The sequence below is a fragment of the Streptomyces amakusaensis genome (genome assembly GCF_039532665.1).
Lineage (GTDB): Bacteria > Actinomycetota > Actinomycetes > Streptomycetales > Streptomycetaceae > Streptomyces > Streptomyces amakusaensis.
In genome coordinates, this window is record NZ_BAAASB010000029.1 from 18977 (window position 1) to 43855 (window position 24879).

General features: G+C 70.8%; 29 protein-coding genes and 1 pseudogene. 27 read left to right on the top strand and 3 right to left on the bottom strand.

What is annotated here, in order from left to right; genetic code table 11:
• Window positions 1-123 precede the first annotated feature (123 nt).
• From ABD371_RS32940 to ABD371_RS33065, 26 genes and pseudogenes are all read left to right on the top strand, one after another.
• Complete coding sequence (locus ABD371_RS32940) at window positions 124-636, top strand: hypothetical protein (protein ID WP_344485410.1); 513 nt, start codon at window positions 124-126, stop codon at window positions 634-636.
• 192 nt (window positions 637-828) lie between these two features.
• The gene (locus ABD371_RS32945) at window positions 829-2793 is read left to right on the top strand and encodes a hypothetical protein (protein WP_344485413.1); all 1965 of its coding nucleotides are present in this window, start codon (window positions 829-831) and stop codon (window positions 2791-2793) included.
• Window positions 2794-2814: 21 nt separating this feature from the next.
• On the top strand, window positions 2815-3195 hold the full coding sequence (locus tag ABD371_RS32950) for a hypothetical protein (RefSeq protein ID WP_344485416.1): 381 nt from the start codon (window positions 2815-2817) through the stop codon (window positions 3193-3195).
• A 118-nt stretch (window positions 3196-3313) separates the two neighbouring features.
• Window positions 3314-5656, top strand: a complete 2343-nt coding sequence (locus ABD371_RS32955; protein ID WP_344485419.1) for a hypothetical protein — start codon at window positions 3314-3316, stop codon at window positions 5654-5656.
• Between the two features lie 159 nt (window positions 5657-5815).
• Window positions 5816-6151, top strand: a complete 336-nt coding sequence (locus tag ABD371_RS32960) for a hypothetical protein (protein WP_344485422.1) — start codon at window positions 5816-5818, stop codon at window positions 6149-6151.
• Between the two features lie 110 nt (window positions 6152-6261).
• Complete coding sequence (locus ABD371_RS32965; RefSeq protein WP_344485425.1) at window positions 6262-6390, top strand: hypothetical protein; 129 nt, start codon at window positions 6262-6264, stop codon at window positions 6388-6390.
• A gap of 112 nt (window positions 6391-6502) precedes the next feature.
• Window positions 6503-7534 (top strand): hypothetical protein, encoded by a 1032-nt coding sequence (locus tag ABD371_RS32970; RefSeq protein WP_344485428.1) that lies wholly within the window; start codon window positions 6503-6505, stop codon window positions 7532-7534.
• Window positions 7535-7614: 80 nt separating this feature from the next.
• The gene (locus ABD371_RS32975) at window positions 7615-8286 is read left to right on the top strand and encodes a hypothetical protein (RefSeq protein WP_344485431.1); all 672 of its coding nucleotides are present in this window, start codon (window positions 7615-7617) and stop codon (window positions 8284-8286) included.
• Window positions 8287-8484: 198 nt separating this feature from the next.
• Window positions 8485-9411: a DUF4097 family beta strand repeat-containing protein gene (locus tag ABD371_RS32980; RefSeq protein ID WP_344485434.1), complete on the top strand. Its 927-nt coding sequence runs from the start codon at window positions 8485-8487 to the stop codon at window positions 9409-9411.
• Window positions 9412-9573: 162 nt separating this feature from the next.
• Entirely contained in the window at window positions 9574-10152 is a 579-nt protein-coding gene (locus ABD371_RS32985; protein WP_344485437.1) for a hypothetical protein, read from the top strand.
• Window positions 10149-10490: a hypothetical protein gene (locus ABD371_RS32990; RefSeq protein WP_344485439.1), complete on the top strand. Its 342-nt coding sequence runs from the start codon at window positions 10149-10151 to the stop codon at window positions 10488-10490. The genes ABD371_RS32985 and ABD371_RS32990 overlap by 4 nt, the downstream gene beginning before the upstream one ends.
• The gene (locus ABD371_RS32995) at window positions 10487-10813 is read left to right on the top strand and encodes a hypothetical protein (protein ID WP_344485441.1); all 327 of its coding nucleotides are present in this window, start codon (window positions 10487-10489) and stop codon (window positions 10811-10813) included. The genes ABD371_RS32990 and ABD371_RS32995 overlap by 4 nt, the downstream gene beginning before the upstream one ends.
• A 155-nt stretch (window positions 10814-10968) precedes the next feature.
• The gene (locus ABD371_RS33000; protein ID WP_344485443.1) at window positions 10969-11847 is read left to right on the top strand and encodes an AAA family ATPase; all 879 of its coding nucleotides are present in this window, start codon (window positions 10969-10971) and stop codon (window positions 11845-11847) included.
• A gap of 1 nt (window position 11848) precedes the next feature.
• Window positions 11849-12508, top strand: coding sequence for an Lsr2 family DNA-binding protein (locus ABD371_RS33005; RefSeq protein ID WP_344485444.1), 660 nt, complete (start codon window positions 11849-11851; stop codon window positions 12506-12508).
• A gap of 123 nt (window positions 12509-12631) precedes the next feature.
• A complete protein-coding gene (locus ABD371_RS33010; RefSeq protein ID WP_344485446.1) occupies window positions 12632-13477 on the top strand; it encodes a hypothetical protein in 846 nt (281 codons plus the stop codon).
• A 160-nt stretch (window positions 13478-13637) separates the two neighbouring features.
• Entirely contained in the window at window positions 13638-14309 is a 672-nt protein-coding gene (locus ABD371_RS33015) for a GGDEF domain-containing protein (RefSeq protein WP_344485448.1), read from the top strand.
• A 220-nt stretch (window positions 14310-14529) separates the two neighbouring features.
• Window positions 14530-15189: a histidine phosphatase family protein gene (locus ABD371_RS33020; RefSeq protein ID WP_344485450.1), complete on the top strand. Its 660-nt coding sequence runs from the start codon at window positions 14530-14532 to the stop codon at window positions 15187-15189.
• Between the two features lie 13 nt (window positions 15190-15202).
• Window positions 15203-16354 carry a hypothetical protein gene (locus tag ABD371_RS33025; RefSeq protein WP_344485452.1) on the top strand — a complete coding sequence of 384 codons (1152 nt, stop codon included), beginning with the start codon at window positions 15203-15205 and terminating at the stop codon, window positions 16352-16354.
• On the top strand, window positions 16351-17292 hold the full coding sequence (locus tag ABD371_RS33030; RefSeq protein ID WP_344485455.1) for a phosphotransferase: 942 nt from the start codon (window positions 16351-16353) through the stop codon (window positions 17290-17292). The genes ABD371_RS33025 and ABD371_RS33030 overlap by 4 nt, the downstream gene beginning before the upstream one ends.
• Window positions 17207-18304 (top strand): nucleotidyltransferase domain-containing protein, encoded by a 1098-nt coding sequence (locus tag ABD371_RS33035; protein ID WP_344485458.1) that lies wholly within the window; start codon window positions 17207-17209, stop codon window positions 18302-18304. Before ABD371_RS33030 ends, ABD371_RS33035 begins: the two co-directional genes overlap by 86 nt.
• A 330-nt stretch (window positions 18305-18634) precedes the next feature.
• The gene (locus ABD371_RS33040) at window positions 18635-19342 is read left to right on the top strand and encodes a PP2C family serine/threonine-protein phosphatase (RefSeq protein ID WP_344485461.1); all 708 of its coding nucleotides are present in this window, start codon (window positions 18635-18637) and stop codon (window positions 19340-19342) included.
• Window positions 19343-19521: 179 nt separating this feature from the next.
• Window positions 19522-19731 (top strand): annotated as a pseudogene (locus tag ABD371_RS33045) (diguanylate cyclase domain-containing protein); the annotation flags it as partial.
• Window positions 19724-20149, top strand: a complete 426-nt coding sequence (locus tag ABD371_RS33050; RefSeq protein WP_344485464.1) for a diguanylate cyclase domain-containing protein — start codon at window positions 19724-19726, stop codon at window positions 20147-20149. The pseudogene ABD371_RS33045 and the gene ABD371_RS33050, both read left to right, overlap by 8 nt.
• Entirely contained in the window at window positions 20146-20697 is a 552-nt protein-coding gene (locus ABD371_RS33055; protein WP_344485553.1) for an ASCH domain-containing protein, read from the top strand. The genes ABD371_RS33050 and ABD371_RS33055 overlap by 4 nt, the downstream gene beginning before the upstream one ends.
• Entirely contained in the window at window positions 20673-20885 is a 213-nt protein-coding gene (locus ABD371_RS33060; RefSeq protein WP_344485467.1) for a hypothetical protein, read from the top strand. The genes ABD371_RS33055 and ABD371_RS33060 overlap by 25 nt, the downstream gene beginning before the upstream one ends.
• Window positions 20882-21004 carry a hypothetical protein gene (locus tag ABD371_RS33065; RefSeq protein WP_344485470.1) on the top strand — a complete coding sequence of 41 codons (123 nt, stop codon included), beginning with the start codon at window positions 20882-20884 and terminating at the stop codon, window positions 21002-21004. The genes ABD371_RS33060 and ABD371_RS33065 overlap by 4 nt, the downstream gene beginning before the upstream one ends.
• A gap of 247 nt (window positions 21005-21251) precedes the next feature.
• Here the strand turns inward: ABD371_RS33065 and ABD371_RS33070 are convergent, their stop codons facing one another.
• The 3 genes from ABD371_RS33070 to ABD371_RS33080 form a co-directional block, all read right to left on the bottom strand.
• The gene (locus ABD371_RS33070; RefSeq protein WP_344485473.1) at window positions 21252-22367 is read right to left on the bottom strand and encodes a ParB/RepB/Spo0J family partition protein; all 1116 of its coding nucleotides are present in this window, start codon (window positions 22365-22367) and stop codon (window positions 21252-21254) included.
• Window positions 22367-23092 carry a ParA family protein gene (locus ABD371_RS33075; protein ID WP_344485476.1) on the bottom strand — a complete coding sequence of 242 codons (726 nt, stop codon included), beginning with the start codon at window positions 23090-23092 and terminating at the stop codon, window positions 22367-22369. The genes ABD371_RS33070 and ABD371_RS33075 overlap by 1 nt, the downstream gene beginning before the upstream one ends.
• A gap of 458 nt (window positions 23093-23550) precedes the next feature.
• Window positions 23551-23847: a hypothetical protein gene (locus ABD371_RS33080; protein WP_344485480.1), complete on the bottom strand. Its 297-nt coding sequence runs from the start codon at window positions 23845-23847 to the stop codon at window positions 23551-23553.
• 520 nt (window positions 23848-24367) lie between these two features.
• Here ABD371_RS33080 and ABD371_RS33085 point away from each other — a divergent pair.
• On the top strand, window positions 24368-24709 hold the full coding sequence (locus ABD371_RS33085) for a hypothetical protein (protein ID WP_344485483.1): 342 nt from the start codon (window positions 24368-24370) through the stop codon (window positions 24707-24709).
• The last annotated feature ends 170 nt before the right edge of the window (window positions 24710-24879 follow it).

The window sequence follows — 24879 nt, forward strand, 5'->3', positions numbered from 1 at the left end:
ACGCCGGAAGAAGAGAGGGAATTCGAAGGAATTCAGGCCGGAATGACGGCAGGAATGGCCTTCGGGAATGGTTCTCCGGACGCGTCACCGTACGCCGGTGAAGGGCCGTACGGGACCCCGGTCGTGCAGCACAGGAAGGCTGGTCTGACCCGTCGCGGGAAGGTCGCCGTTGCGGTCGCCGGAGTCGCGGTCGTCGGCGGCGGGGCCGTCTGGTTCCAGGTGCATTCGGCGGCCGTCGCGAAGGAGGAGAAGGAGGCCGCCGCCCTCCAGGTCCAGATGAAGGAGCTGGAGCTGGAGGAGATGAGGCTCCGGAACGAGCGGGCGAGCACCGACAAGAAGGCCGCGACCGCCTCCGCGAGCAGGATCCAGGCGGCCGTCGACAGGTGCGTGAAGGACTCCTCCGGCCTGATCGGCAAGGGGTACGGATCGCCCTCGCGGGGTGACGTCGTGGCGGACTGCAAGCAGCAGTACGAGACCGCCGACGGGTCCGGTATGGAGGCCGCTGGCACCGCCCGGGGTGCCGACGGCGGAGGGGATGGCGGCGGGATCAACTCCCCTGCCCTGCTGGGTCTCGTCGCCGGTGGCGGCCTGGCCGTCGCGCTGTTCGCGCGCAAGGGCAAGAAGACCGACGCCTAGTCACGGAATGTAGTCGCGGTGGTTACTCCTTACTTACTCCCGACCGCCTGAACAGCGAAAAGTGCCCCCAGGGGGCGTTCCCTGGGGCCTTCCGGCCCGGGAAGTAAGTAAGGAGTAACCACCCTGAGTGACCTAGTCGGTGATTCGAATCGCCAGCGGTCGCTGGCGGTACACGAGAAAGGAGGGTAGGAGATGGCGACCGATACGGCGCCCCCGGTGCCCGCAGGGCCACCTGATCCGCCCGCCCCGGCGGCCGTCGCTACCGCGCCCGTGCCAGCCGGGGACACCGGCATCATGGCCGCCCTGATGGCCGCTGTGGAGCCGGCCCGGCCGGTCGCCGGGACCGGCGCGGGGGCCAGGCCGGACGGTGACGATCCGGCCGCGAAGGCGGACCCCGGCGGGGTGGTGGACCGCTCCTCCCCGGGCGTCACCAGCGCGGGGTTCAAGGCCCCGGAGGACCTGGCCGGGGCGGGCTCCGACGCGGCCGGCACCCGGTACAAGGAGGGCGTGATCAAGACGCTGATCCGGGCCGGTGCGACCCGCTGGGCGAAGGGCGGCGGGACGGCGAACAAGCGCCTCGACCTGGAGAAGGCCAGGGCCGGAGCGCACCAGGTGAAAGAGACCCGGACCACCACGGTCATGAAATCGCCGGGACTTCCCACCCGGAATCGCTCCCAGGAGGCTGGTGGAGGGGGCCGGAATTCCGCAGGAAACAGTGGCGGAAATTCGGGCCGGAGTTCTACTGGGAACGGCTCAACGGGTACCGGGCGCGGCACAAGCGGCGGCACCGCTGGAGGCGGTGGTCGCGGCTCGTCCGGATCGAATGGGAGCGGCGGGTCCGGAGGCGGGCGCGGCATCAGTGGAAACGGTGGCGGAAGCTCGCCGAAGGACACCGGCTCCAAGGCGGCAAAGAACTCCGGGAACAAGGGGGCGGACGGCTCCTCGGGGAAAGCGGGACCTGGCGGAAATACCGGCAAGGACGGAAAGTCCGGTGCTTCCGGAAGCGGTGCTGGCTCGGCGGCGGGCGGTCCGTCCGGCGGTAACTCCGGCGGCTCGAAGGGCAAGGCCGACAAGGCCGGCTCCTCCGGGAGCGGCGGTGGTTCGACGGCAGGCGGCAACTCCGCCAACTCCGGCGGTTCGAAAGGCAAGGACGGGAAGACGGGTGCCTCGGGAAGCGGCGGTGGTTCGGGGTCGGGCGGCACGTCCGGAGCGGGCTCCGGCGACTCCAAGGGCACGGGCGCGAAGCCCGATCTGAAGAAGGGCGGCAGTGGCCGGGGTTCGGGCGGCTCCTCCGGGAGCGGCGGCGGATCCGGCCCGTCGAGCGGCACCGGCAAGAACGGCAAGACCGGTGCCATCAGCCATAGTTCGGACGGGCCCGGCAGCCGGAGCCCGCTCCAGCGCTCCAGGGAGACGGGTCACGGCGACGGCTCCAAGGTGCGGAACGCGGTCGACCACGTGAAGGCGTACGCGAAGGGCGCGAAGGACGGCTACCAGGACAAGAAGGAGGAGAACGGCAAGGAGCACGCGCGGCTGGACGAGGCGCACACCGGCCTCAAGGCGAAGCAGCAGGACCCGAAGAAGGACGACCCGAAGCAGCGGGGGACGGCGGTGACCGGGCCCGGCGGCCAGACGGTTGTCATCGCCCCGCCGGACGAGGAGGACGACGGAGTGAGCACGGACGTGAAGCCGCTGACCGTCAAGGAGATCGACGCGAACACACTGACCCTGGGCACGGAGGGCGCCCGCGGGACGGTCAGCCGGAAGGAGCTGCGGAACTTCAAGCAGTACGAACGCAAGCTGGAGGCCAAGGAGAACCACCTGATCAAGGTGGCCGAGGCGTGCAAGTCGCTCGAAGCCGCCGCCCAGGAGGAGGCGAGGGACTGCCAGAAGCTCGCCGAGCAGGCGAAAGCTGTCGAGGGCGGACAGAAGCTGGCCGCGAAGCTGACCAGGCTGGCCGACGCGTCGAAGGCCCAGGCGGCGGAGGCCGCCGAGCTCCGCAAGCGCGCACAGCGGGCGGCGGAGATGTGCCGGGTCGTCCTGACGAACATCGGGACCCGGTACGCACCGCTCTACAAGGCCGTGGTCGACAGCGACGAGACGAAGCCCGCCGAGCTCCGCTTCTACAACGACAAGGGCTCCTACGCGCCCGCCGCGTAGGACCGGACAGGAGAGATGGTCATGGCGGAGCTGACGTACAAGGTCCTCGTCCGGAAGACGCAGGCCAAGGAGAAGGCCCTGGCGCGCAACGCGGAGGGCGTCAAGAAGGCCGCGGACAGCATCAAGGAGCTGGCCGACGACACCGCCTCCGACGCGGATGCGCTGGGAGCCAAGAGCGTGGACCGCGACTCCCTGTCGGAGTGCCAGGAGCTGTCGAAAATCATCCGCGGGGTGTCGGAGGCCGCGCTCACCTACGCGTCGACGACGTCCGACACCGCGAAGGCGGCGAAGGCGGCCGGGGACCAGGCCCGCACCACCCACGCCGGGTTCCAGGAGGCTTTCGACCGCTCGGACGTGACGGACCTGGAGAAGGTCTCGCGCGACTGGTTCGAGCAGGAATAGCACCACCACCACTTCATCACCCACACCGCTGGCGCGGCCGGCCCCCGGGGATCAACAGACCCCGCGGGCCGGCCGCGCCGTTTTGCGGACCACCCAGAAGAGACAGGAGTTCCCTCTGATGTCCCCGATGCCCACCCTCACCAGGACCGTGCCGAAGGCGGAGCCGGCGGAGCGCGCCGCCGCGGCACTCCAGATCGCCCTCCCCGTCGGGGTGGGCATCCTGGCCCCCTTCCTGGACCCGGACGCGGCGGCCTACGCCGGGGCCGGGTTCCTGGCCGGGGCGACGTTCGCCGGTGCCAACTACATGAACCGGCTGGGCCGCTGGGCCGAACTGCTGCCCGGGATCGACATCGCGCGGGCGCACCGCGACACCATGGGGATCTCCACGATCACCACCGGTATGGGGCTGGCCCTGGGCCAGCTGGGCGGGGCCGAGGCGTCCGAGGCGCTGATGGCCGGCTTCCTGGAGCCGGTCACCGTTCCCGGGATCCTGTCGCTGGGCTGGTGGGCCGCAGTCGGTTTCACCGGCTGGCGCCTTCGCCGCGTCTTCGGACGGCGCAGGCTCGTGGTGGAGCAGGCGCAGCCGCTGGCGCAGGCCGTCCCGGCCAATACCCGCGGCCCGGCCGCGGTGTCCCTGGCCGACAAGATGATCGCTGCCTGGGGGCGCGTTATCAGCGACCCCAAGAACGGGCGCCACCGCGGCCAGGTCCTGTCCGACGTCGTCATCTACGCCGACCGCTGGGAGGGCCGGATCACCGCCGCCCTGGGCGACTCCGTGAACGTGTCGAAGGAGACCGTCTCCAGCCTCTTCGGCCGCACGGTCGACGACATCACCATCAAGTACGGGGCGCACTCCGGCGAGGCGTTCATCACCGTCTGGTACACCCGGCGCGCGGAGCTGGACCCCGCCACCCTCCAGGGCGCCTGGAAAAGAGTCCGGGCCCGTGTCCTGCCCAAGACCCACCTGGAAGAGGTCGGCCACGACGAGAACACCGGCGGCCAGGTCGCACGCGTCGTCGCCGACGACGACCTCGACGCACTCCCCCGCGTCGTCAACCTCGGCGAACTCGCCGGAGCGCTGCGCCGGTCCATCGACCTCGTCTCCTACGAGCCGGGACGGCGCGACCCGCGCCGCGCGATCATCCGCGTCATGGACCACAACCCCCTGGAGGCCGGGCACGACTTCCAGGGCCTGGACTCCCTGAAGGCCACCCCGGGCGGCTGGGTCAGCATCGGCAAAATCGTGAGCGGGTTCCCCGCGAGGATCCAGCTGTTCGACCCGAAGCTGGGCGCCCTCCACGTCGTGATCGCCGGGACCACCGGCTCCGGCAAGGGCGGCACGGGCCAGATGATCAGCCTCGCCTACCACGCCAACAAGATGGCCCAGCTCTACGGCGACCCCAAGGGAGCGTCCAACCCGGCGATCCCGAAGATGGCCGCCTACAGCGGCCTGACGAAGGAGGGCGCCCTGGGCGCCATGCGGCTGTCCTGGTGGGTCCTCCAGCACCGGATCGAAGAGGCCGCCCGCCTGGAGCTGAAGAACTTCGAACCGTCCGCGATGCGGCCGTACTGCGCCACGATCCTGGACGAGGCCGCTCAGATGCTCGCCCCCGGGGCGCCGAACCGCAAGGAGGCCGTCAAGATCGTCAAGGACGGTGCCTCCCTGACCCGCTCCCTGGGCATGCCCTGGGTCCTGATCAACCAGACCGTGAACCTGGACCAGCTCGGTAGCGAGCAGGCGATCCGCGCCAACCTCCTGGCCGGCGGAACCTGGATCATCCTGCGTACCGACAGCGACCAGGTGAACCTCGGCGACCTCCCCCCGGGCTTCGAGGGGATCGACCCCTCCCTGATCCCGCCGGTGTGGGTGGAAGAGGACGACGCGCTCGTGTACGACCCGACCCTGGAGGAGTCGGACCCGCGCCGCACCTTCGGCCTTGGCTACGTCGCCGCCCCCGGCGGGCGCGCGGGCATGATGCGGATCGACACCCTTGAGGACGCCGCTCCGCACATCCGGCCGGAGAACATCTTCGCCCCGGTCGACGTCCCCTGGTGGGGCGACCAGGACCGCATGGAGGAGCTGGCCATGACCCCCATCCCCGGCTTCGAGGAGAAGGACGGCGAGGGCGCCACCGGCGAGGCAGGCAGCATGTTCGCCGGTGTCGACCTTCCGAAGGCCAAGGAGCTCACCTCGGAGGAGAAGGTCCTGGCCGCCCTCCGCGACGAATCCGACCCGATGTACGTCGACATGCTCGACCAGGGCGACGACATCGACCCCGACGACGTCGACTACGTGGAACGGGGCCAGCTCCAGGCCGCCTGCCAGGTCGCGGAATCGACCTTCGCGAACGTCCTCAACAAGCTGGAAAAGGCCGGAAAGATCCACCGGACCAAGGAAGGAAAAGCCTCCAAGGTCGCCCTCGGCCCCCGACCCGAGAAGGCCGACGACGAGGCCGCCTGACCGCCGCCCCGATTCGGCGCGCGTCCCCATCCGGCCGCCGCGCCCGAGAACACCGCACCACCCCAATGACCAGACGCCCCGCCGGAGAACCCTTCCCGGCGGGGCGTCGCACTGCCCTGCCCAGAATCCGCCCCCCGAGCCACCAGGAGACCACGCCCCGTGCGCCGCTATCGATACCGCTGCCCGGTCTGCCGGACGACCAGCCCCGTCTGCCACGGCCTCAACGCCCTCGCCGCCGAAGGCGAGGACCACCGCACCACTCAGCACGGCGGGCACTTCCCCGACGGCGAAACCTTCGGGGAGATAGACCGCCGCGGCCGCTGGTACACCACCCTCCCCCCGCTCACCGCCGTCCACGCCCGCCTCGCCGACGCCCTCAGCGACCTCCACGACGAGAAGGCCATGGGCCACTACTGGTGGGCCACCGCCGGAGCCGCCCTCATCCTCACCGCCGCGGCCGCCCTCGCCCTCTCCCTCGCCGCCCTCGCCCTGTAGAGAACCCAACCCCTCCCCCACGTACACCCTCGCGCCCTGCGGCCCCGGTCTCGGGGCCCGCAGCGCGCAGCGCAACAGCCCGCCACCACCGACACCAGACGGAGACCAACATGTCCGACGACGCCCAGACCGCTGCCCTGATGGAAGAACTCCGCCGCGCCGCCGAGGCCCAGCAGGAAGCGACCCGCCGCGCTGCCGAGGCCGCCGCCGAGGCCGCGCGAAGGGACGGCGGCGCATAGCCCCGTACCCCTCGACCCGATTGGACCACCCCGTGCCTGCCGGCCCCTGGAACAAGGGGCCGGCAGGCACGCGTCCGACCCACCCGACGACCCACGGCACCGAGGAACCCTTGTGACGGTCATCGTCAACGCCCACCAGCTCATCCGTCTGATGGACCGCACCGTCGACCACATCGGCGACGAGTTCACCACGCCGCTCCACGGCATCCGCCTGGAGGCCGACGCCACCTACCTCTACGCGGTGGCCAGTGACCGCTTCACCGTCGCGGCCGCCCGCTACCGCCATCACGGCCTGGACGGCGACCTGTTCGTCCGCACGATCCCGGCCCCCGCCCTGGGCTCCCTGCGCGAGTGGGCCACCGCCCAGCCCGGACACATCCCGGTCACCGTGACCCCGGACGGCGACCGGCTGCGGTTCACCACCACCGGCGACCTCGGCATCGCGGTCAGCCCGGACACGAAGTTCTTCGACTGGCGCGGTCTTCTCCTCGGCATCATCGAGCAGACCTCCGACACGGGTACGGGGGTGCCGTTCCCCGCGCTCGACACCCGCCTCCTGGCCCGCTTCAGCACCGCCGACACCAGGATCCGCCTCCGCGCCACCGCCGACCAACAGGCTGTCCTCCTCGTCGGCGAGGACTTCCTCGGAGCCCAGATGCCCACCCGCAGCCGCCGCCACGGCATCGGCACCGACCACCTCACCACCCCCACCAGCGTCCGTACCGCCTGGCAGCACACCCTCTCCACCGGCACAGCCACCACCATGCCGGACGGCATCCCCACCGCCCCCGACCACTCCCCCGGCGAAGTCCCCACGGACATCGCCGAAGCCGCCGGAGCCCTCCTCAAACAGGCCCTCCGCAACACCCACGCGCTGCTCACGGCGGACGGCATCGGCACCGAGGCGTTCGCCGCCTACGCCACCGCGGGCGCCACGGCCTGGACGGCCTACCGCTACCTCGACGCCCTCCACACCGCAGACCCGCACCTCGCCGCCACCACCGTCGCCGACACCGCCGAACAGCTCGAAAGCGGAGAGACCGGCGAGTTCGCCTGGGACGCCGCCACGGCCGCCGGCCACAACCCCCGGACATGGCTCGACCAGCACCCCACCACCCCCGCCGCCGAGGCACCCCGGACCTGACCCGACACCGCGAGCGCCCATTCCGCCCCGCAGCAGCCCCCACCCCTCTTGAGCGCACCGAGAAGAAGGAGTTCCACCACATGACCGCAACCCTGCGCCAGACGGCCAAGACCATCGCCACCTCGGCGATCGAATGCGGCGGCATGGCATCGATGCTGACCGGCGGCGCGATCGGCGCCTACCTCGGCCACCACCTCACCCCCACCTGGTCCCACGAACCCCGGATCCTCCTCGCCGGAGCCACCGCCGTCATCGGCGCCATCACCACCGACACACTCACCGAACTCGCCCTCGCCCCACTGCGCCGCCTGCTGCGCACCCGTGCCCCGCTGAGCAGCACGCGCCCCTCGGCCCCCGTACCGGCCGTCACCCTGGACGAGGCCCTCGCCCAGGTCGTCACCGCGACCGAGAACGACGCCGCGCACCGCGCCGCCACGGCCGCGTTCCGCATCGACGAGAGTGCCGGGTTCCTCCAGGACGAGAACAGGTGGCGCGGCTACGAGGACGGCGAGGCGTCCTTCTACCTCGCCCCCGGAGTGGTCCTCCACCACCGCGGCGAGCAGGGCACCTACGTCCGCGAGCACCGCTTCACGCTCCTGACCGGCGACAGCGAGGAGCCGGTGACCATCACCGGCATCGAGGAGATCCGCCACCACCTCGCCGCCCGGACCGCCGGTCTCCCCGCGGTCCCGGCGGCCGGCAGCGAGCTCCTGGACGACGACCCCACCTTCACCCCCACGGTCGCGGTCTGACGGACTGCCCGTTCCGCCCCGGCCACCGGCAGGGGCGGTGCGGTGGCCAATCAGCCCACACCCGATCGAGCCGGACCGCGCCAGGGCATCCCCGCCGGCCCCGGCCCCGGCACCTGCACTCCCTTTTCCCGCGGCTGTCACCTGACGGCCGCAGCTCACTCCGTCCTCACCCCACACCGACCGCAGAGGAGATCTGCCATGCCCACCCGCACCCTCACCGCCCAGCAGCCCGGCCCCGTCCTGATCGACGCCCGGCTCCTGGGCGCGGGCGGCGTCGTCACCGTCCGCACCGACCCCACCCGCACGGAAGCCGAGATCACCGTCCACACGGCCGACGACACCGGCGAATTTGCCGACGCGGTCCGCGACGCCGACCTCCACTGGGACAGCCGCGGCGTGCTGACCGCCCATGTCCAGGGCAACGGCGATGGCGGCGGCATGAGCGGGAGCGGCGTCTTCATCACCGGCGACAACTACGGCGGCGTCGTTCAGAGCGTGCAGAACAACTACGGCTCGATCGTCATGGTGTCCGGCAGAGACCTGAACATCAGCAGCGGCCAGTCCCGGTTCCAGTACCGCGACACCCTCAGCACGATCCGGGGTGGGTCTCCCATCACGATCACCGCCGTGGTCCCCGAAGGAAGCTCGGTCACCGCCTCCACCCACTCCGCCGACGTCACCGCCGAGGGCACCTTCGCCGAGATCTCCGCCTCCACGAAGTCGGGAGACCTCCGCGCCCCGGGCCAGAGCGAGCGAGTCACCGCCCGAACCCAGTCCGGCGACATCGACGTGGAGAACTCCCCCACCATCACCGCCCGCACCATCTCCGGCGACGTACGGCTCGGCCGCACCGATCTCGCGGAGGCCACCACCGTCTCCGGCGACGTCACCATCCGCGACTTCGGCGGCACCGCACAGCTCAAAAGCACGTCCGGCGACATCCGTATCCACGCCACCGCCGGAGGCGACATCACCGCCAAGACGGTGTCCGGCGACATCACCGTCACCGGCACGGAACAGGCCGTCACCGACGACCTGGACGTGCACGCCAACAGCATGACCGGCGAAGTCCGTATCCCCCGCAGCCGGCACAACACCGGCACCCCTCGCCGCCGCAGCAGCTGACCCGGCTGCGCTCCCACCGGCCCGGCCGGACGAACCCCGTTCCGAAACAAGTCCCGCCCCCGGCCACACAGGCCGGGGGCGGGACTGCCGGGTGACCGCAGCATCGGCAAGAGGCCGGCCACCCACTCCCCTTCACCCTTTCGAGATCAGGAGAAGACCAGCATGCCCCGAAACCCGCTGACCATCGAACGCCTGGCCCTCTTCGGCACCCTGCTGACCCTCTTCGGCGAACTCCACCCCGCCTGCGACCACTGGGTCCAGGGCAGCAAGACCGCCTCCCGGAAGCGGTTGTACGGCGACGACCTGGTCCACGCCGACGGCTCCCCCGCCACCGAGGACTCCACCCGCCCGACCATGACCACCACCACCCTCGGCCGCCGCGCCGTCGCATCCCACGTCGCCTCCTACACCGCCGTCCAGCTCACCGCGACCGTCGCGATCACCCGTGCCTTCGGCTACCGGATCACCCCGGCCGCGCTGCTCGCCGGCGCGGCCATCAACGCCGGAACGCACGCCGCCATTGATCGCGGAGCTCTTCTTCTGTGGCTGGCGAAGAAGACGAAGAAGACCGGCTACATCGAGCACTGCCAGGCGCTCCGCCTCAACGCCGAAGGCGCGGTCACCAAGGAGATCACCGGCCCCGGGAGTGCGTGGATGGAGCTGGACGCGGCCCTCCACCGCGCCATCGGCGTCGGTGCCGCCGCCGTCACCACCTGGCTCACCACCCGCCCCAGCCGGTGACCCGCACCCGCCTGGAACGCGTCCGCGCGGCGGTCGGCATCGCCTCCCTGGCCCTCCAGCAGATCGAGGACGACCTCGGTGCCGACGACGTCGACGGCCTGGAGCTCGCCGCGATCCTGCGCGAGCTCCAGGAGGACGCCGACGTCCCCGGCGGCCTCGTCCCCGCCCTCGCGCAGCTGGTCACCACCGCCGCCCGGCGGGCGGAGCAGATCGAGCCCGACCGCGACGGTGACGCCTCCCGCTACCTGCACGAGGCCGCCGCCCTCCCCACCCCCAACGCCGGGCCGCGCCTCAGCTGGGCGGCCCGCGCCCTCAACCCGCAAGGAGATCCCGCATGACGACGTCCGTACCCAGCAGCGCCCGCACCCCCGGACTTCCGCAGTCCGGCTGCCCGTTCGCCGACCGTGTCTCCCGCACGGAGACACCGATGCTCACCGCCATGGCCGCGGCCATGTTCCACCTGGAGCACCTGGTGGAGACCGTGGGCACCCCGGAGCAGGAACGCGCCGCCCACACCGCGCCCGTATCCGCCGAGCACCACCGCGAGTACGTCCTCGGCAACGCCGCCCGTATCCGCCGCGCGCTGGACGAACTCACCGCCCCGTACGAGACGACGGCCACGGACACCAGCACGACCACCGCGGACACCACCACCGCCTGAGCACCACCTGGCACCCCGGGCACCGGCCACCGCGGCCGGTGCCCGGCCCGACTCAAGACCCGCACCCGCCCCGCACAGACGCCCTCGGACCGCTGATGCCGGGGCGGTTGCGGTGAACCCTCAGCAACCGCCCCCAGCCACCGATCAGGAGCCCCATGAACCCGCACACCGCCACCGCCAGCGCTCTCGCCCGCCTGCGGCTGCCCGAACCGGCTCTGTACGTCCTCATCGGGGCTGCCGGCGCCGGGAAGACGGCCGTGACCGCGGCCTTCCCGGCCGAGTGGAGGCTGTCCCTCGACGACTGCCGCGCCCGGGTGTCCGGCTGCGCCGGGGACCAAGGCTCCACCCCTGCGGCGCTCGCCGTCTTCCACGCCGTCCTTGCGGGCCGTCTGGCCCGGCGGTTGCCGACTGTCGTGGACGCAACGAGCACCCACCACGCCCACCGGATTGCTCTGGTAGACCGGGCCCGCACCCACAAAGTCCCGGCGGTCGCGCTCGTCGTCCGCACCCCGCTGACCGTCTGCCAGGACCGCCAGCAAGGGCGGCCCCCGGCACGGCAGGTGCCCGCTGACGTGATCGCCCACCAGCACCAGAACATCCCCTCTCCCGAGACGCTCCGGCAGGAGGGTTTCGCCCAGGTCCACGACGTCACCGGCCTCGACCTGCTCCGGATGCTGCTGGAACGCACCAGCGCCGCGAACACACCAGCCGGTGATCTGCGGGCCGAGTTCCGGGCCGCCTTCGGCGACGACCTGGCCGCCGCTGTCTCCCCCCACCCGGCCCCCGGACATCTGCTCCTGGCTGTCGCCGGGCGCGAGCTCCTGCTCCGCCAGCAGGACGACGGTGACCCGTTCGACCACGGCTGGGAAGCCCGCCTCCCCGAGTCCTGCCCGGACTGCGGTGACCGCGCACTGTGGACCCGGGTCACCGGCCCGGCCGACCTCCTCTCGGTCCATCTCGGAGGCGACCCGGACGAGGCCCGCTGCGACACCTGCGAGACCGCCCTCCTCCCGCTCCACCGCATGGAGGCATGAGGTGTTCACCGACTGGGACGTCTCCCGGGAGGCACAGAGCCTCGACCTCACGGAGACCACCGAGCAGCAGGAGGCCGCCGCTGCCCGGGCTGTCGCCCGTGCCGCCACCGGCCCCGACGACCTCCACCACCTCCTCGACGCGCTCGGCCTCCCCGCCCCCGCCACCCACCCCTCCCCCACCACCCCTGACGGAGACACCATGGACACCCCGATCACCGAGGTCACCGAGCACCCCGCCCCCACTGCCGACGTCACCGTCGAGCAGCTCCTCGCCTGGGCCGACGACCACCCCGCCGCCACCATCCGCACCAAGGCCGTACGGATCCGGGACGGCCTCCACGGTCTGCGCGAGCGCCACTCCGCCGACGAAGCCCAGCGCGCCGCGGAGGAGCGGGTCGCCAAGCTCCGTGCCGAGCTGGACCAGGCGCAGCGGGAGCTGAAGGCGGTCAAGAACCGGGCTGGTGCCGCGGGCACCGGCGCGGAGGCGGACCCCGTTCCGGTCGCGTCCGGCCGCCGGGACCGGGCGGCGATCCGTACCTGGGCCCGCGCCAACCACTACGAGGTGGCCGACCGGGGCGTCATCCCGCAGCGCGTCCTCGACGCCTACGACGCCGCCCACACCACACCACACCGGACCGGCAGGCCGGCTGAGGGCCGGTGACGGATTTCCGTGCCGCCCCCGCACCCCGAACGGGTTCTGCGGGGGCGGTCGCGGTGGTCCCTCACCACCCGCAGGGCACCGGACACACCCCGCGCCCGCGGCTACTCCAGGAAGGACACCCCGATGGGCATCATGATCACGACCACGTACGGCACCGCGCACCACGTCAGCGACACCAACCCGGCCAACGTCACCAGCTGCGACCGGTACCGGCTCTCCCTCGTCGGCACCATCACCCCCGTAACCCCCGGCTACGAGGACATCGTCGAGATGCTGAAGGGCGACGGTCACGACACCCGTCCCGAGGGATACGGGCTGATTTTCCTGGAGTCGGAGGAGTTCTCCGCCATGTACGTCGGGTCGATCGCGCAGATCGAGCGGTACCAGCGTGAGAACACCGGCGGCAACGCGGCCTTCGACGCCTCGCAGGGCGTGATGTATGCCCAGTGGCCCCACGGCAAGGGCTGGGACACCTTCCTCCCCCGCACCTACTGGAACACCAAGACCCGCGGCGGCATCGCGGACGGCATCGGCCTCATCACGGCTTTCGCGCACACCGAGATCCCGGGTGCGGAGGTCATCGTCTACGAGTTCGAAGGCACCTGGAGCCCCGGCGGTGAGCCGCATCAGCTGGTCACCTACCACTGCACCGCCTGCCACCTCGACACCGCCCACGACTCCGGACACGTGCACGAGAACACCGGCCCCACCAGCCGCCGCTGGGCCGCCCGCCAGGCCCGCCAGCACATCATCAGCGCCCACCGGCACGGCGTCAGCGGCACCAACAGCGCCTGCCGCCCCAACAACGGCGAGATGCTGCGCGTCGTGAACGCGGTCGCCCGCGACATGTGGGGCACCACCGGCAACACCCTGCCGGACACCGACGACGCCTACTGCGCCACCAAGGGCCCCTGCTCCCTCATCCGCGAGCTCCGTGCCGGGGTCCGCCCGCCCGTCTACCGCGCCTGACCGTCGACCTGGACGACATCCCCGTCCCGGCCGCGACCCCACACGAACAAAAGTCATCCCGCGAAGACACCGAAGAGGCGCACCCCCTGCCTACGACAGCAACAGGGTGCGCCTCTTCACCAATCCCCCGCCCCGAAAGGGCGGCAGAAGGAGTCCCATCATGCCTGCCTCCGCCGTCTTACGGCACTCCCCCGCCGCACTGCTGACCACCGCCGTCGTCGTCCCGCTCGCCCTGGCCGCCGTGGCGGACGGGATCCGGCTGCGCCGCCGCCTCGCCGAAGCCGGACGGGACCGACTCACCGGTGCCCTGCGCGGTGAGAGCTGGACACCCCGCGCGCAGCGGCTCCTCGCCCGCCACCACGACCAGGCCGTCGTCCTCCTGGTCGACCTCGACCACTTCAAGCAGATCAACGACACCCACGGCCACGCCGTCGGCGACCTGGTCCTCGCCGAGAGCGCCGCCCGGCTCACCGACTGGGCAGGCCCCCGCGACATCGTCGGCCGCCTCGGCGGCGACGAGTTCGCCGTCCTCACCCTCATCGACCCCCGCCACCACCAACTGCGCCTCGCCCACCTGATCCGGCTCCTCGCCGAGCCGGTCGCCACCGGTACCGGGCCGGTCGACGTCGCCGCCTCGATCGGTGCGGCCTCGCCCGGCACGGCAGGGACGACCGACCTCTCCCCGCTGCAGCGGGCCGCCGACGCCGCCCTTTACGAGGGCAAGCACACCGGCCGTGTGATCCTCGCCGGACCGCGCCACCACACCGTTCCCTCCGTCAACGGCCGCCGCGCCGGTCGCCCCGGCACCGCGACCCTGAGGCAGGCGGCATGAACCTCTCAAACCCCGACTGGATCCGCGGCAGCACCATCCGCCAGCCCTGGACCACCTGCATCCTCGCCGGAAAGGACGTGGAGAACAGGCCGCGCCCCTGGCCCGGGCCCGCACCCGTCTGCGTGACGGCATCGAGACCGCCAGCTGACCCCTGACCGAGTTGAGCGCACTCTGCGCCGCCCCAGACCACCGGAGCAGCGCTTTCAACGAGAGGATGAGGATGCTCTTCCTTGTTCGTCACGCCGAGTCCGTTGAGAACGCCACCAAGTACACCGGCTTCTACGAGAATCCCCGTCCGTGGTCCGGGCCGGCCGCGCATGTCCTGTCGCGGGATGTCGTCGGGCTGACGCCCCGTGGGTTTGTGCAGTGCCTGTGGCTGCGGGAGACGCTGCGGGACCTCACTCGTCCCGGACCGGCGATCCGCGCTTCGCAGTACCGTCGCGCCCGCGACACCGCCGCGCTCGCTCTGCCCGGTCTGCCCTGCGAGGTGACCGGGCTCCTCAACGAGCAGCACTACGGTGCTGCCACCTACATGACCAAGCAGGAGCTGTACGCGACCTATCCCGAGCTGGCGGAGGACCGGCGGAGCCGCAAGCACCTGTGGACGCCCCCCGGCCCCGGTGGGGAATCCCTCGCCCACGGTGTCCTGGAGCGGGCCACGGCGTTCGTCGACGGCCTGCACACCCTGTCGGCGAGGGATGTCGTGGCGTTCACGCACCACACCGCGATCCTCGCCCTGCGCGCGGTCCTTGAGCGCCGGCCGGTGACCGAGCTCGTCGACGAGGCCCGGGTGTGCAAGACGCCCAACGCCGCCGTCCTCATCTACGAACAGGCCGACGGCCTGTTCCACGCCCGCGGCACCGCCCGGCCGGACCGGTGAGGAGGCTGCGGCCGTGAGCGTCCTGTACGTCAACGGGCCGGTGCAGAACGGGCCCTTCACCATCGCCGGACGGCCGGGCAAAGCAGCCGGCATCCGCATTGCGGAAGCCCTCAACACCCTCCTCGGGACCGGGCCGGTCCCGCATCTGTGGAACACCGTCACCCTGGCCGGAGACCTGCGCCACCGCGCCGCCCCCGACAGGGACACCGTCGGCCGGCAGGAACGGGAAGAGCGCGCGATCGCCGCCAAATACGCGCCCGGCCCACCCCCGGCCGTTCTCACCGATACCGCGGCCGTGGTGGCCGCCCTCGCGCTGGAGATGACCGAACGCCTCCTCACGGAAGGCACCCTGGCCATCACTCCCGCCGAGGTCCGTCTCTGCACCCGCTGCCATCACATGACCGGTGCCGCCGCCCGCACCTGCCGGGCGTGCGGGCACCAGGGCTCCCGGCCCCGCACCCGCCAACTGCTGCTCTGGGAACGGCCCCCGGACACACTCGTCCTCGCACGTGACGACTTCCACGCCCACCGGGCCCGTCCACCGGGACATCTGCTGACCATCGCCCAGAACGTCCCGGAGCGGCTGATCCTGTCCCGCACCCGCGACCACGGCATCAGCCTCGCACCGCTCGGGCTCCACGGCCTGGTCCTCGACCCGCGCGCCGGCGTCCACATCGCCGCCCTGGCCGCCGCATCCCAGTGCGGCGCCGGGCGGCCGGTGATGACGGTCACCGCGAACGCCGCGGCCAACGTCGCCGCCTACGGCACCGTGTTCCGGCGGCACAACGGAACACGGCTGACGTACGCGCTCCACGGACGCGTCCCCTACAACGACGACCCTGCGGTCCTGCAGCGGCTCTGCGAGGTCCACCGCGTCAGCCCGGCACTCCGGGAACGGTTCCTCACCTGGTTCCTCCCGCTGTGCTCACTCCACTTCCGGGCAGGCATCACCCCCGCACAGCTCCCCGGCCTGCTGAAATTCTGGCGCCGCGCCCACCTGGCCCGGCAGGACACACCCGGGAGTGACGCCCTCGCCGAACTCCGGCACCGCGTTGCCGCGGGTGATATGCGCTGGGTGATGGACATCCACACCCTCCCCCTGGCCATCCCCGACCCCCCGGCCACCCACGGCTCCCCACAGGGGCCGGAAGGAACGAGCAGATGAACGACAAGAACTGGCGGTACGTCAAGAAGCGGACCGCTGCGGACGGTGCGGTGTACGTCTCCGCCGACGGAACCCGCTACCGCCGCACCGGCGGACCCGAACTCCGAGCAGAAGCAAGATTCCAGCGCCTCATCGCGGACCTGGACTACCCGGTCCCCCACATCCTGGACGAAGGCATCACCGACGACGGCCACTACTACACGGTGGAGGAGTCCCTCGGCGACCAGACCCTCCACAACCAGGCGATCACATCGCCCGGCCCCGGCCGGAACCTGCCCGACGACATCGCCGACACCGCCGCCCAGGTCGCCGCCCGGCTGCTGCACGCCCAGGCCGCCCACCTCGTCCAGCCCACACCCAGCACACTGCGGCAGTGGCTGGACCGCGCCGGATTCACCCAGAACGTCTTCCAGGAGAACCCCGACCTCGACAGCCCCCGCACCCACGCCGCGCTCCAGGACGCGCTGCACCGCCTCGGCACGGTCCCGCTGGTGCGGGGCCACCTCGACTACGGCCTGCCCAACGTCCTGCCGGCCGGAGTCATCGACTGGCAGCACCACGGCCTGGTGCCCCTCGGATACGACGCCCTCCCGGCCCTGGAAATCATCGCCTTCAAGGGCGACGCCAAGGGCTACACCGCCGACCCCGGACAGCGCCGCCGGTACCTCGCCGTCCTGGACGACGCGAGCGAGAGCACCACCGGACAACCGGTCAGCCAGCACCTCGGCGCCTACCTCCTCGTCAAGGCCTCCTTCTTCCTCGCCCTCATGCGCCCCACCGACCCCTCCCGCACGGACAAGCACCTGAAATGGCAGTACCGCCGACACCTCTTCACGAAGGGACTCGAGCAGTATGAGCGCACCTGGACGGTCGATACCGCCCTCTTCCCCAGCCTCGAAGAGTTCGCCGCTCGGCACCTCGCTGGCGACCATCCGTGACCGCGACTACCTCCTGGACCGCGCTGGGGTGATCTTCAAAGTCATCGGCGACGTCCATCCCGGCACGCACTACCTGGGCTACGTCAAGTACTACCCGGACCCCCGCGGCGACCGCACGCTCTTCGGCCGCACCTACCGGCAGAACAGCATCGTGTCCAAAGCCTTCGGCATTCTCGCCGACCGGCCCGAGTGCTACCTCTACTCCCCCACAGTGGGCTGCGTCATCACCGGCGTCCCCCGCGAGGACATCATCACCCACTACTCCTGCCGCCAGACCCTCACCGCACTGCACCACTCCCCCGACCTCCTGGACACAACCCCGGTCAGCGACGACCTCCTCGCCATCATCAACTGGATCGTCGCGGCCGGCGCCGCGGACGTCATCGGCGTGACCGGATCCTTCCTCGTCGGCACCGCCAACGCCCGCTCCGACATCGATCTGGTCTGCTACGGGCCATGCGGCTACCAGGCAGCACAAGCACTGTTCGCCGAACGCGCCCTCATCCACCCCTACGAAGGCGAGACCCTCACCCGCCTGTATGTGCGCCGCGCCAAATACATGACCGGGGGAAGCTTCGACGCCCTCATGCGCCAGGAGGCCCGCAAACTGCAGGGCCTGACAGCCGGCGCGGGCGCGCACATCAACTGTGAGCCGCTGAGGCCCGACGGCGACAAGGCATTCTCCGGGACGGTCGCCAAAGAGGTAGGCGAGATCTCCGTCCTCGCCCGCATCACCGATCACTCCGAAGGCCTGGTCACACCGGCGCTCTACGGGATCGAGGTCGACACGGTCACGGAGTCCACCGTCGACGAACCGTCCGTGTTCGCCCACCGCATCACCCACTTCCGCAGCTACCTCGGCGCCTACACAGGAGCGTTCCGCACCGGCGACACCGTCTACCTGTCCGGCAGACTCGTCCACATCCAAAACCCCCATACACACAGCGCCTTCGGCATCGAGCTCACCCCCTGGTCGGCAGCCGAATCCTTCCTCGCCAACCTGACCCGCTGAGCCACGCACACGCCGAACACACCCGCAGCACGACCCGGCAGAACCCCCACAGGCCACGCCCCATCGGGGCGCGGCTGCTGCAGTCGACGCGCTCGACAACCTCGCCACTGTGCCCCAGCACACCACCGAGGACACCGAAGCGGTGGAGGCGCAGCTCATCCTCGACCGATACGGCACCTACGCCGCCGTCAGCCGCAGAGGCACCACGGCGGCCCGGCTCCGGACCCACACCACCCAGGGGCGGCCCGCTCGCACCGAGCGGGCCGCCTCTTCCGTCCGGCCGGGAACACTCCGGCCGGACGCCCCTCGCATCCCACCCGGAGGAGCTTCATGCCCGAGATCCGCATCGCGGCCGCGACCCGCAAGGGCACCGACCGCAACAACGCCGACCGCTGGGCCCAGTTCACCAGCTCCACCGGCCAGACCGCCGTGTGCGTCGTCGACATGATCGGGCACGCCAAGACCGCGCCGAAGACCGGCACACTGATGGCCGAGACCGCGGTCCGGATCGGAGTCCAGCGCGGCGCGCTCGCCGGACTCCTCGCCGCCGGTGCCCTCGTCGCCGACGACGGGGCCGGCCCCGAGTCCGTGCCCGACGGCGTCGCAGTCCTGGCCGTCATCCACCCCGGCCGTCACACCCGCCTGACCTGGGTCGGCGACTGCGAAGCACTGGAATGGAACGGCCGCCGGCTGCGGACCCTGACCGACCCGCACACCATCGGCGTGTTCCTGCGGCGCAACGGCGACAAGACCCGCGCCCGGCTCCACAACAACTGGATCCGCACATCGCTCGCGCTCGCGACACCGACCTCGGTCGCCGAAGCCGAGACCAAGGCCCCGAGCGGCACGAGGGTCCTCCTGCTGATGTCCGACGGCATCACCGACCAGGTCAAGCGCCGCACGATCAAACACCTGACGAAGCGGTACGCCACCCACCCGAAGAAGCTCGCGAAGAAGCTCGTGGCCGCCGCCGAGAACCGCCCCTCCGGCCGCCGTGACGACGCCACCGTCATCGTCGTCACCGGCACCAGCGACTGACCAGCCGCACCGCCCCTTCCCGCCAGCCAGTGAGCGCCGGCACCAAGCGACACGCAAAGAGGCGCACCCACCGCCTGCAGAGCTCCGGGTGCGCCTCTTCCCAATCCCCGCCCACGAAGGGCGAGAACGGAGAGCATCATGCCCGCCCCGCCGCCTTACGGCAGTCCCCTGCCGCACTGGTGACCGCCGCCGTCCCGCTCGCCCTGGCCGCCGTCGCCGACGGCATCCGCCTGCGCCGCCGCCTCGCCGAAGCCGGACGCGACCAGCTCACCGGCGCCCTGCGCCGCGAGAGCTGGACAGCCCACGCGCAGCGGTTCCTCGACCGCTACCGCGACCAGGCCGTCGTCCTCGTCTGCGACCTCGACCACTTCAAACAGGTCAATGACCGGCTCGGCCACCCGGCCGGCGACCTGGTCCTCGCCGAGACCACCGCCCGACTCACCGCCTGGGAGGGGCAGCCGAGGTCTCGTCGGCAGGCTCGGCGGCGACGAGTTCGCCGCCATCACCCGGATCGGCACCGGCCGCCGCACCCTCCGCCTCGACCAGCTCAACCGCGCCCTGCGCCGGCCCATCACCACCAGCGACGGTGCCGTCGACATCGCCGTTTCCATCGGCGCTGCCTCCCCCGACACCCTCAAAACCCGCACCCTCTTCACACTGCTCAGGGCCGCCGACATCGCGATGTACGACGGCAAGCGCACCGGCCACGCCATCGAGGCCCGCCCCGAACACCACCGCGTGCCCAGCGTCAACGGCCGCCACCCGGGCCGCCCCGGCACCCACCACACAACTCCGACCGCCGCATGACACCCCGTCCCCACACGAGCGGGCCGGTCGCCGTGTCCGAGACCCGCCCGCTCCGCGCGCTCACCCTCCGGCAGCCCTGGGCATCCGCCATCACCGAACTCGGCAAGGACACCGAGAACCGGACCTGGCGCACCACCTACCGCGGCCTGGTCCTCATCCACGCCGGGCTGCGCACCGACCCGGAAGCCGCACGGCAGATGCCCCGCGACCTCACGATGCCCGCGAAGGCCGTCCTGGCCGTCGCCCGCATCACCGGCACCCACGCCGACTGCGGCGGAACGTGCAGCACCTGGGCCCTTCCCGGCCACTCGCACTGGCAACTCGCCGACGTCCTCCCACTCCCCCAGCCCGTCCCCGTACCCGGCCGCCAGGGCCTGTGGATCCCCGACGACGACCTCCGCCGCCGGGTCGCCGCCGCCCTGCCCCCGAACCCGACCGCCGACCTCGCCACCGCCCTGCCCCCGAACCCGACCGCCGACCTCGCCACCGCCCTGCACACCCCGACCTCGATACCGCCGGCACCGTGGTGCCCGACCGGACCGACCTGAATCTCACCGAAGCGGTCGTCGCAGCGGCCACGGAGGTCGGCAGGACCGACGGCAAGGTCATCGCCGCCCTCGCCGCCTCCGCAGTCCTGCTCCTTCTCGTCGTCCGCCTCCACCTCAGCGGAGCAGACCGCGCCAGCTCCCCCCACCACCGGGCCAGAAGCACCCCGCGCAGATCCGCGTCGAGATGAAGGAAGGCTGCCGACCGGACAAGATCCACAGCCTCTCCCGGGTCACCCACCACAAGCACTGCCACCACAGCAACGCCATCGACCTGACGCTGGCCGCCACCATCCTCATCGTCCTGTAGGAGACACAACGCGCACGTCAAAGAGCCCTGCTCCTTCCCAAACAGGGAAGGAGCAGGGCTCTTTCTGTTTCAGGGCCTCTGCGGCGGGCTGTGCTTCCCCTGACTGCCAGAGAGGACGCCGTCGAGCTTGTCCACCGGGTGCCAGCGCAGTTTGCAGCGGCTTCCTGGCGCAGCCACAGGCCCTGAGTGCTCGGAGCATGGGGTTTTACGGCCGTAAAACCCCATGGCGGTCGACGTGTCTCAGACCTCAGGAAGAAGCGATGTTCCGATGAGCGCTCCGGTGCTCGATCAACCGGGTGGCAAGAAGCCCGATCTCTTCCTCAGTCATGTGCTCGATCATCGCTCTGGCGAGTCCTTCGACATCCCGCCACGGAACCCTCCCCGTCCACCGAGCCGGTTCCTTGGCGCCCGCAGACGACTCACCGCGGGGGTCCGGAACATCCGGAGTATCCGAAATCCTCTTCTGCTCCAGCTCGTCAGACCGCAGAGCATCCGGCTCGGCAGAGCTTGATGCCTGCGTAGTGATGACCGGAGCACTCCCGGCCTGAGGCTGGGCCTGCTGGTCGTTCGCAGTCCTCCCAGAAGCCGCACGCGGGGGAGATGTGCCGTTCAGGCGAGACGGATCCTTGCGGTCCTTCCTCCCGGCCTTTCGGGTCGCCGCTGCCGCTTCCCGCTCCGCCTGCTGCTCCTGCCACCACTCCGCCTGCTGTTCCTCAGTCCAGGCATGGTCGCGGGCCAGCTTGCCGAGGCTGCGGGCCTTCTCGACCGGCATCCCCTTCTGTCGAACCAGCGTTTGCATTGCCGGAGCCAGATGCGTCAGCAGGACCCGCTGGGTGACCCAACCGTCGGCCCGCTCGAAGTGCTGCGCGACGGCCCGGTTGGTGCCAAACTCCGTCACTAGGGCGACGACGGCGTAAGCCTCCTCCACCGGGTCAAAATTCGCCCGGTCCACGTTCTCGGAGACGACAGCCTCTATGAACACCTTCCGGCTGGCAGCCAAATCATCGTTGATGACGCAGTCGAGAGCTCCGAGGTCCACCACAGTCGCCGCGCGCCATCGCCTTTCGCCGCTGACGATGACGACGTCGACGTTGCCGACCCGGTCCCGATGGTCGGGCCAGAGCTTCAAGTAGGCGCGCTTTGTGACGACCGGTACCGCCTGGATTTGCCGACGCTTGAGGCTGCGTCCGAGGTCTTCCAGTTGTTCCGGCGAGCCGAAATCGGTTCGCGGGTTCACGCCGTTCGGTGCCATGCGGCCGAGGGGCACACGCAAGAGGCGGCCCTCAGCCTTGGTGTCAACGACTGATTCAGGCTCGTCATTGTCGAAGAAATCATCGAACGCGTTCCGGTTGCTGGCCGCCATCACAGTGCCGCCTGCTTCTGGCGACGCAACTGGTGCTCCAGAGCCAGGCCGAGGAAGTCCTGCTTGGCCTTCGTCGCGGTGTGGTTGGACATGTACTGAGTGCAGACTCGGCCCTCCTCCAGAGCGCGAGCATGCATCCGGAAGTGCCTAATGTCCGACCGGTACAGCTCCCAGCCCTGTTTTCTGACCATGCTCTGGGTTCGCTCCAGGTCCAGACGTCCGTCACGCGGCTCCCAGTTGCTGACCACTACGCCGTAGGGCAGCCCTCGTGGCTTGATGACCCTCTCGATCGTGGTTCGGGTCGGTTTGAAGCCAGCCGGGTCTGGTTCCAGCGGAACGATGACGTCATCGGCGATGTCGAGCACCGCCCGCAGAGCATCCCCGACAGGGCCGTCACCGAGAGGGTCGATGCTCTCTCCGTCTTCGCCCAAGGGCAAGAAGCCGGGAGTGTCGATCACGATGATGCTGGCCTTCGCGCGACGCAGCTTGCGCAGGTTGCCGATGTTGCCGCTGGCCTCGATGACTCTGAACGGGACAACCCGTCCGGCCTTCTCGATACGCTCGGCCCAGTCGACGCTTGTGCTCTGAGGGTCTATCGACACCACGGCGACCTCAGGGTCCCCCTCGGCGCTCAGGGTCTCCGCGTAGACCGCAGCCAACTGCATCGCGATCATAGATTTTCCGATGCCGCCCTTCTGGTTCAGGACGACAGTGATGTGGGGCATGTACTTCTCCGAGTGCTTCCCGCGTTCCGGTACTTCGGACGGAGAGCATCATTTCAGACAGGGCATGCGATCTGGCGAAGCCCCCCTCTGAGATGTTTTACGGCCGTAAAACCAAGCCGGATGGGCAGGCCGAGAATCGGCCTCCTGGCGCGTCGCGCGTCGGACTGCTCCACCGTGCTGGCCTAATGACAGCGAGTGGTCGGTAGTCAGTACGACTGGGAGTGGGATGCCAGATAGCAGCTGCTGACGCGGCGTTCCCCTCGTCATGTCACGGCCGTCTCGTGTAAGTAGCCGACGGGATCCCGCGACGCAGACCGGCACGATGAAGGCTGTGGATCTCGACAGTCCTGCTTCCCGGCTCGGCTCGCACTCGGCGATGACGGCGGGGAGTAGCAGCGCTGCTGTGTTCCGACGGTACGCAGCTATGTGTTCGTTGTACGCGGGGTTGTGCTGGATAGTCAGGGGCTGGTGAGGATGGCGTGGGTACCGATGCGCCGCCAGACGATGTGGGGCTGCCCGGGCCGTAGCGGTATGCCGAATTCCCAGGTGGCGCGTCCGTCCGGTGCCCAGGTCAGTTCGTAGACGCCCTGCCGGGCGCACTGGACCCCTTTCACCCTGAGTCCGGAGCGGCGGTGGCCGGTGCGGAGGTCGGGGACGAAGGCGGTGCGCACGACGCGGCGGAAGCGTTCGCGCTGGGCGGGGGTGAGCCGGTGGATGTCGGTGGTGAAGCGGGGGAGCGTCTCGTACGTGGGCACGGCGATCTCCTCTGGGAAGCACGAAGCCCCCGGCGTTGCCTGCCGGGGGCGGTGGTTCTTCGGTGGGGGAGTGGTGCGTAGAGCAGGTGCGGTGCGGCGAAGAAGTCGTCTGCTGGGCGTTTTGAGGTGTGTGGGGTTGGTGTGGTGGCTGCCGCCCGGCATGCGCATGGTCCGGACGGTCTGTGCGGAGTCGTGTTCGGGGACGGCTGCCGCCCGGCCGGTCAGTGCTGAAGGACGCATTGGACCAGCGCCCCCGTGCAGGGCCGTCGAAGGCACAGTGAGGACGGCGGCCCGGACGCCGCCTCCGGCCGGGCCCGCCCCCTCGCGGGCGACTTCCGTTCCAGACCGGACAGACAACCCAGGTTGGAGACGGCGTGAACACCCCGGACCCCGGACAGCGAATTGAAAAACCGGACCGGCATCAGCGCGAAGGCGGCGATCGTTTCCACCCGCTGCGTCGTTGAACCCGGGTATGGGACTGAACTCCCGGGCTGCGCCCGGGGTCGAGGAGCGGGCGGAGATGGCGGTGGTGAGTGCCTGTCATCTTGCTGATGCGGTCACGCCCACTGCCTGGAGCGAGGCGGCGGCCGAGGACGTGCTGGACGCGATCGGCGTGCTGGCCACGGCGTTGTCCGGGATCGGCCCGGAGACCGCCGAGGCGCTCGCCGCCGTGGCGGCGGCCACCGCAGAGGCGCGCCGCCGGCTCGGTCTCCCCGCCGACCCTGACACCGCCGCGTCCGGGGAACGGGCTGTACCTGATGCTGGTACCGGGCAACGGGCCGCGTCTGGAAAGCCAGCCCGGCCCCGGGCGGGGCGGCGTGGGCTCGGGCCCGGTTACCAGGGCGTCCGCACCAGACGCTGAACCGATGGCGGTCTCGCTGCGCTGCGGTGAGCCGGTCCCAGTCGCGGGTGAAGCGGGTCAGGGTCTCGTACGTGGGCACGGCGATCTTCTCCGGGACGTGCGAAGCCCCCGGCCGGAGGTCGGCCGGGGGCGGTGGTGGCTGGTCGTGTTGAAGGGCGTCGGCGACGCGG

What these genes read in the sequence shown, in the direction of transcription:
- ABD371_RS32945 (WP_344485413.1), top strand. Translation starts at nt 829, where the DNA reads ATGGCGACCGATACGGCGCCCCCGGTGCCCGCAGGGCCACCTGATCCG.
- ABD371_RS32950 (WP_344485416.1), top strand. Translation starts at nt 2,815, where the DNA reads ATGGCGGAGCTGACGTACAAGGTCCTCGTCCGGAAGACGCAGGCCAAG.
- ABD371_RS32955 (WP_344485419.1), top strand. Translation starts at nt 3,314, where the DNA reads ATGTCCCCGATGCCCACCCTCACCAGGACCGTGCCGAAGGCGGAGCCG.
- ABD371_RS32965 (WP_344485425.1), top strand. Translation starts at nt 6,262, where the DNA reads ATGTCCGACGACGCCCAGACCGCTGCCCTGATGGAAGAACTCCGCCGC.
- ABD371_RS32975 (WP_344485431.1), top strand. Translation starts at nt 7,615, where the DNA reads ATGACCGCAACCCTGCGCCAGACGGCCAAGACCATCGCCACCTCGGCG.
- ABD371_RS32980 (WP_344485434.1), top strand. Translation starts at nt 8,485, where the DNA reads ATGCCCACCCGCACCCTCACCGCCCAGCAGCCCGGCCCCGTCCTGATC.
- ABD371_RS32985 (WP_344485437.1), top strand. Translation starts at nt 9,574, where the DNA reads ATGCCCCGAAACCCGCTGACCATCGAACGCCTGGCCCTCTTCGGCACC.
- ABD371_RS32995 (WP_344485441.1), top strand. Translation starts at nt 10,487, where the DNA reads ATGACGACGTCCGTACCCAGCAGCGCCCGCACCCCCGGACTTCCGCAG.
- ABD371_RS33000 (WP_344485443.1), top strand. Translation starts at nt 10,969, where the DNA reads ATGAACCCGCACACCGCCACCGCCAGCGCTCTCGCCCGCCTGCGGCTG.
- ABD371_RS33010 (WP_344485446.1), top strand. Translation starts at nt 12,632, where the DNA reads ATGGGCATCATGATCACGACCACGTACGGCACCGCGCACCACGTCAGC.
- ABD371_RS33015 (WP_344485448.1), top strand. Translation starts at nt 13,638, where the DNA reads ATGCCTGCCTCCGCCGTCTTACGGCACTCCCCCGCCGCACTGCTGACC.
- ABD371_RS33020 (WP_344485450.1), top strand. Translation starts at nt 14,530, where the DNA reads ATGCTCTTCCTTGTTCGTCACGCCGAGTCCGTTGAGAACGCCACCAAG.
- ABD371_RS33030 (WP_344485455.1), top strand. Translation starts at nt 16,351, where the DNA reads ATGAACGACAAGAACTGGCGGTACGTCAAGAAGCGGACCGCTGCGGAC.
- ABD371_RS33035 (WP_344485458.1), top strand. Translation starts at nt 17,207, where the DNA reads ATGAGCGCACCTGGACGGTCGATACCGCCCTCTTCCCCAGCCTCGAAG.
- ABD371_RS33040 (WP_344485461.1), top strand. Translation starts at nt 18,635, where the DNA reads ATGCCCGAGATCCGCATCGCGGCCGCGACCCGCAAGGGCACCGACCGC.
- ABD371_RS33050 (WP_344485464.1), top strand. Translation starts at nt 19,724, where the DNA reads ATGACCGGCTCGGCCACCCGGCCGGCGACCTGGTCCTCGCCGAGACCA.
- ABD371_RS33055 (WP_344485553.1), top strand. Translation starts at nt 20,146, where the DNA reads ATGACACCCCGTCCCCACACGAGCGGGCCGGTCGCCGTGTCCGAGACC.
- ABD371_RS33065 (WP_344485470.1), top strand. Translation starts at nt 20,882, where the DNA reads ATGAAGGAAGGCTGCCGACCGGACAAGATCCACAGCCTCTCCCGGGTC.
- ABD371_RS33070 (WP_344485473.1), bottom strand. Translation starts at nt 22,367, where the DNA reads ATGGCGGCCAGCAACCGGAACGCGTTCGATGATTTCTTCGACAATGAC.
- ABD371_RS33075 (WP_344485476.1), bottom strand. Translation starts at nt 23,092, where the DNA reads ATGCCCCACATCACTGTCGTCCTGAACCAGAAGGGCGGCATCGGAAAA.
- ABD371_RS33085 (WP_344485483.1), top strand. Translation starts at nt 24,368, where the DNA reads ATGGCGGTGGTGAGTGCCTGTCATCTTGCTGATGCGGTCACGCCCACT.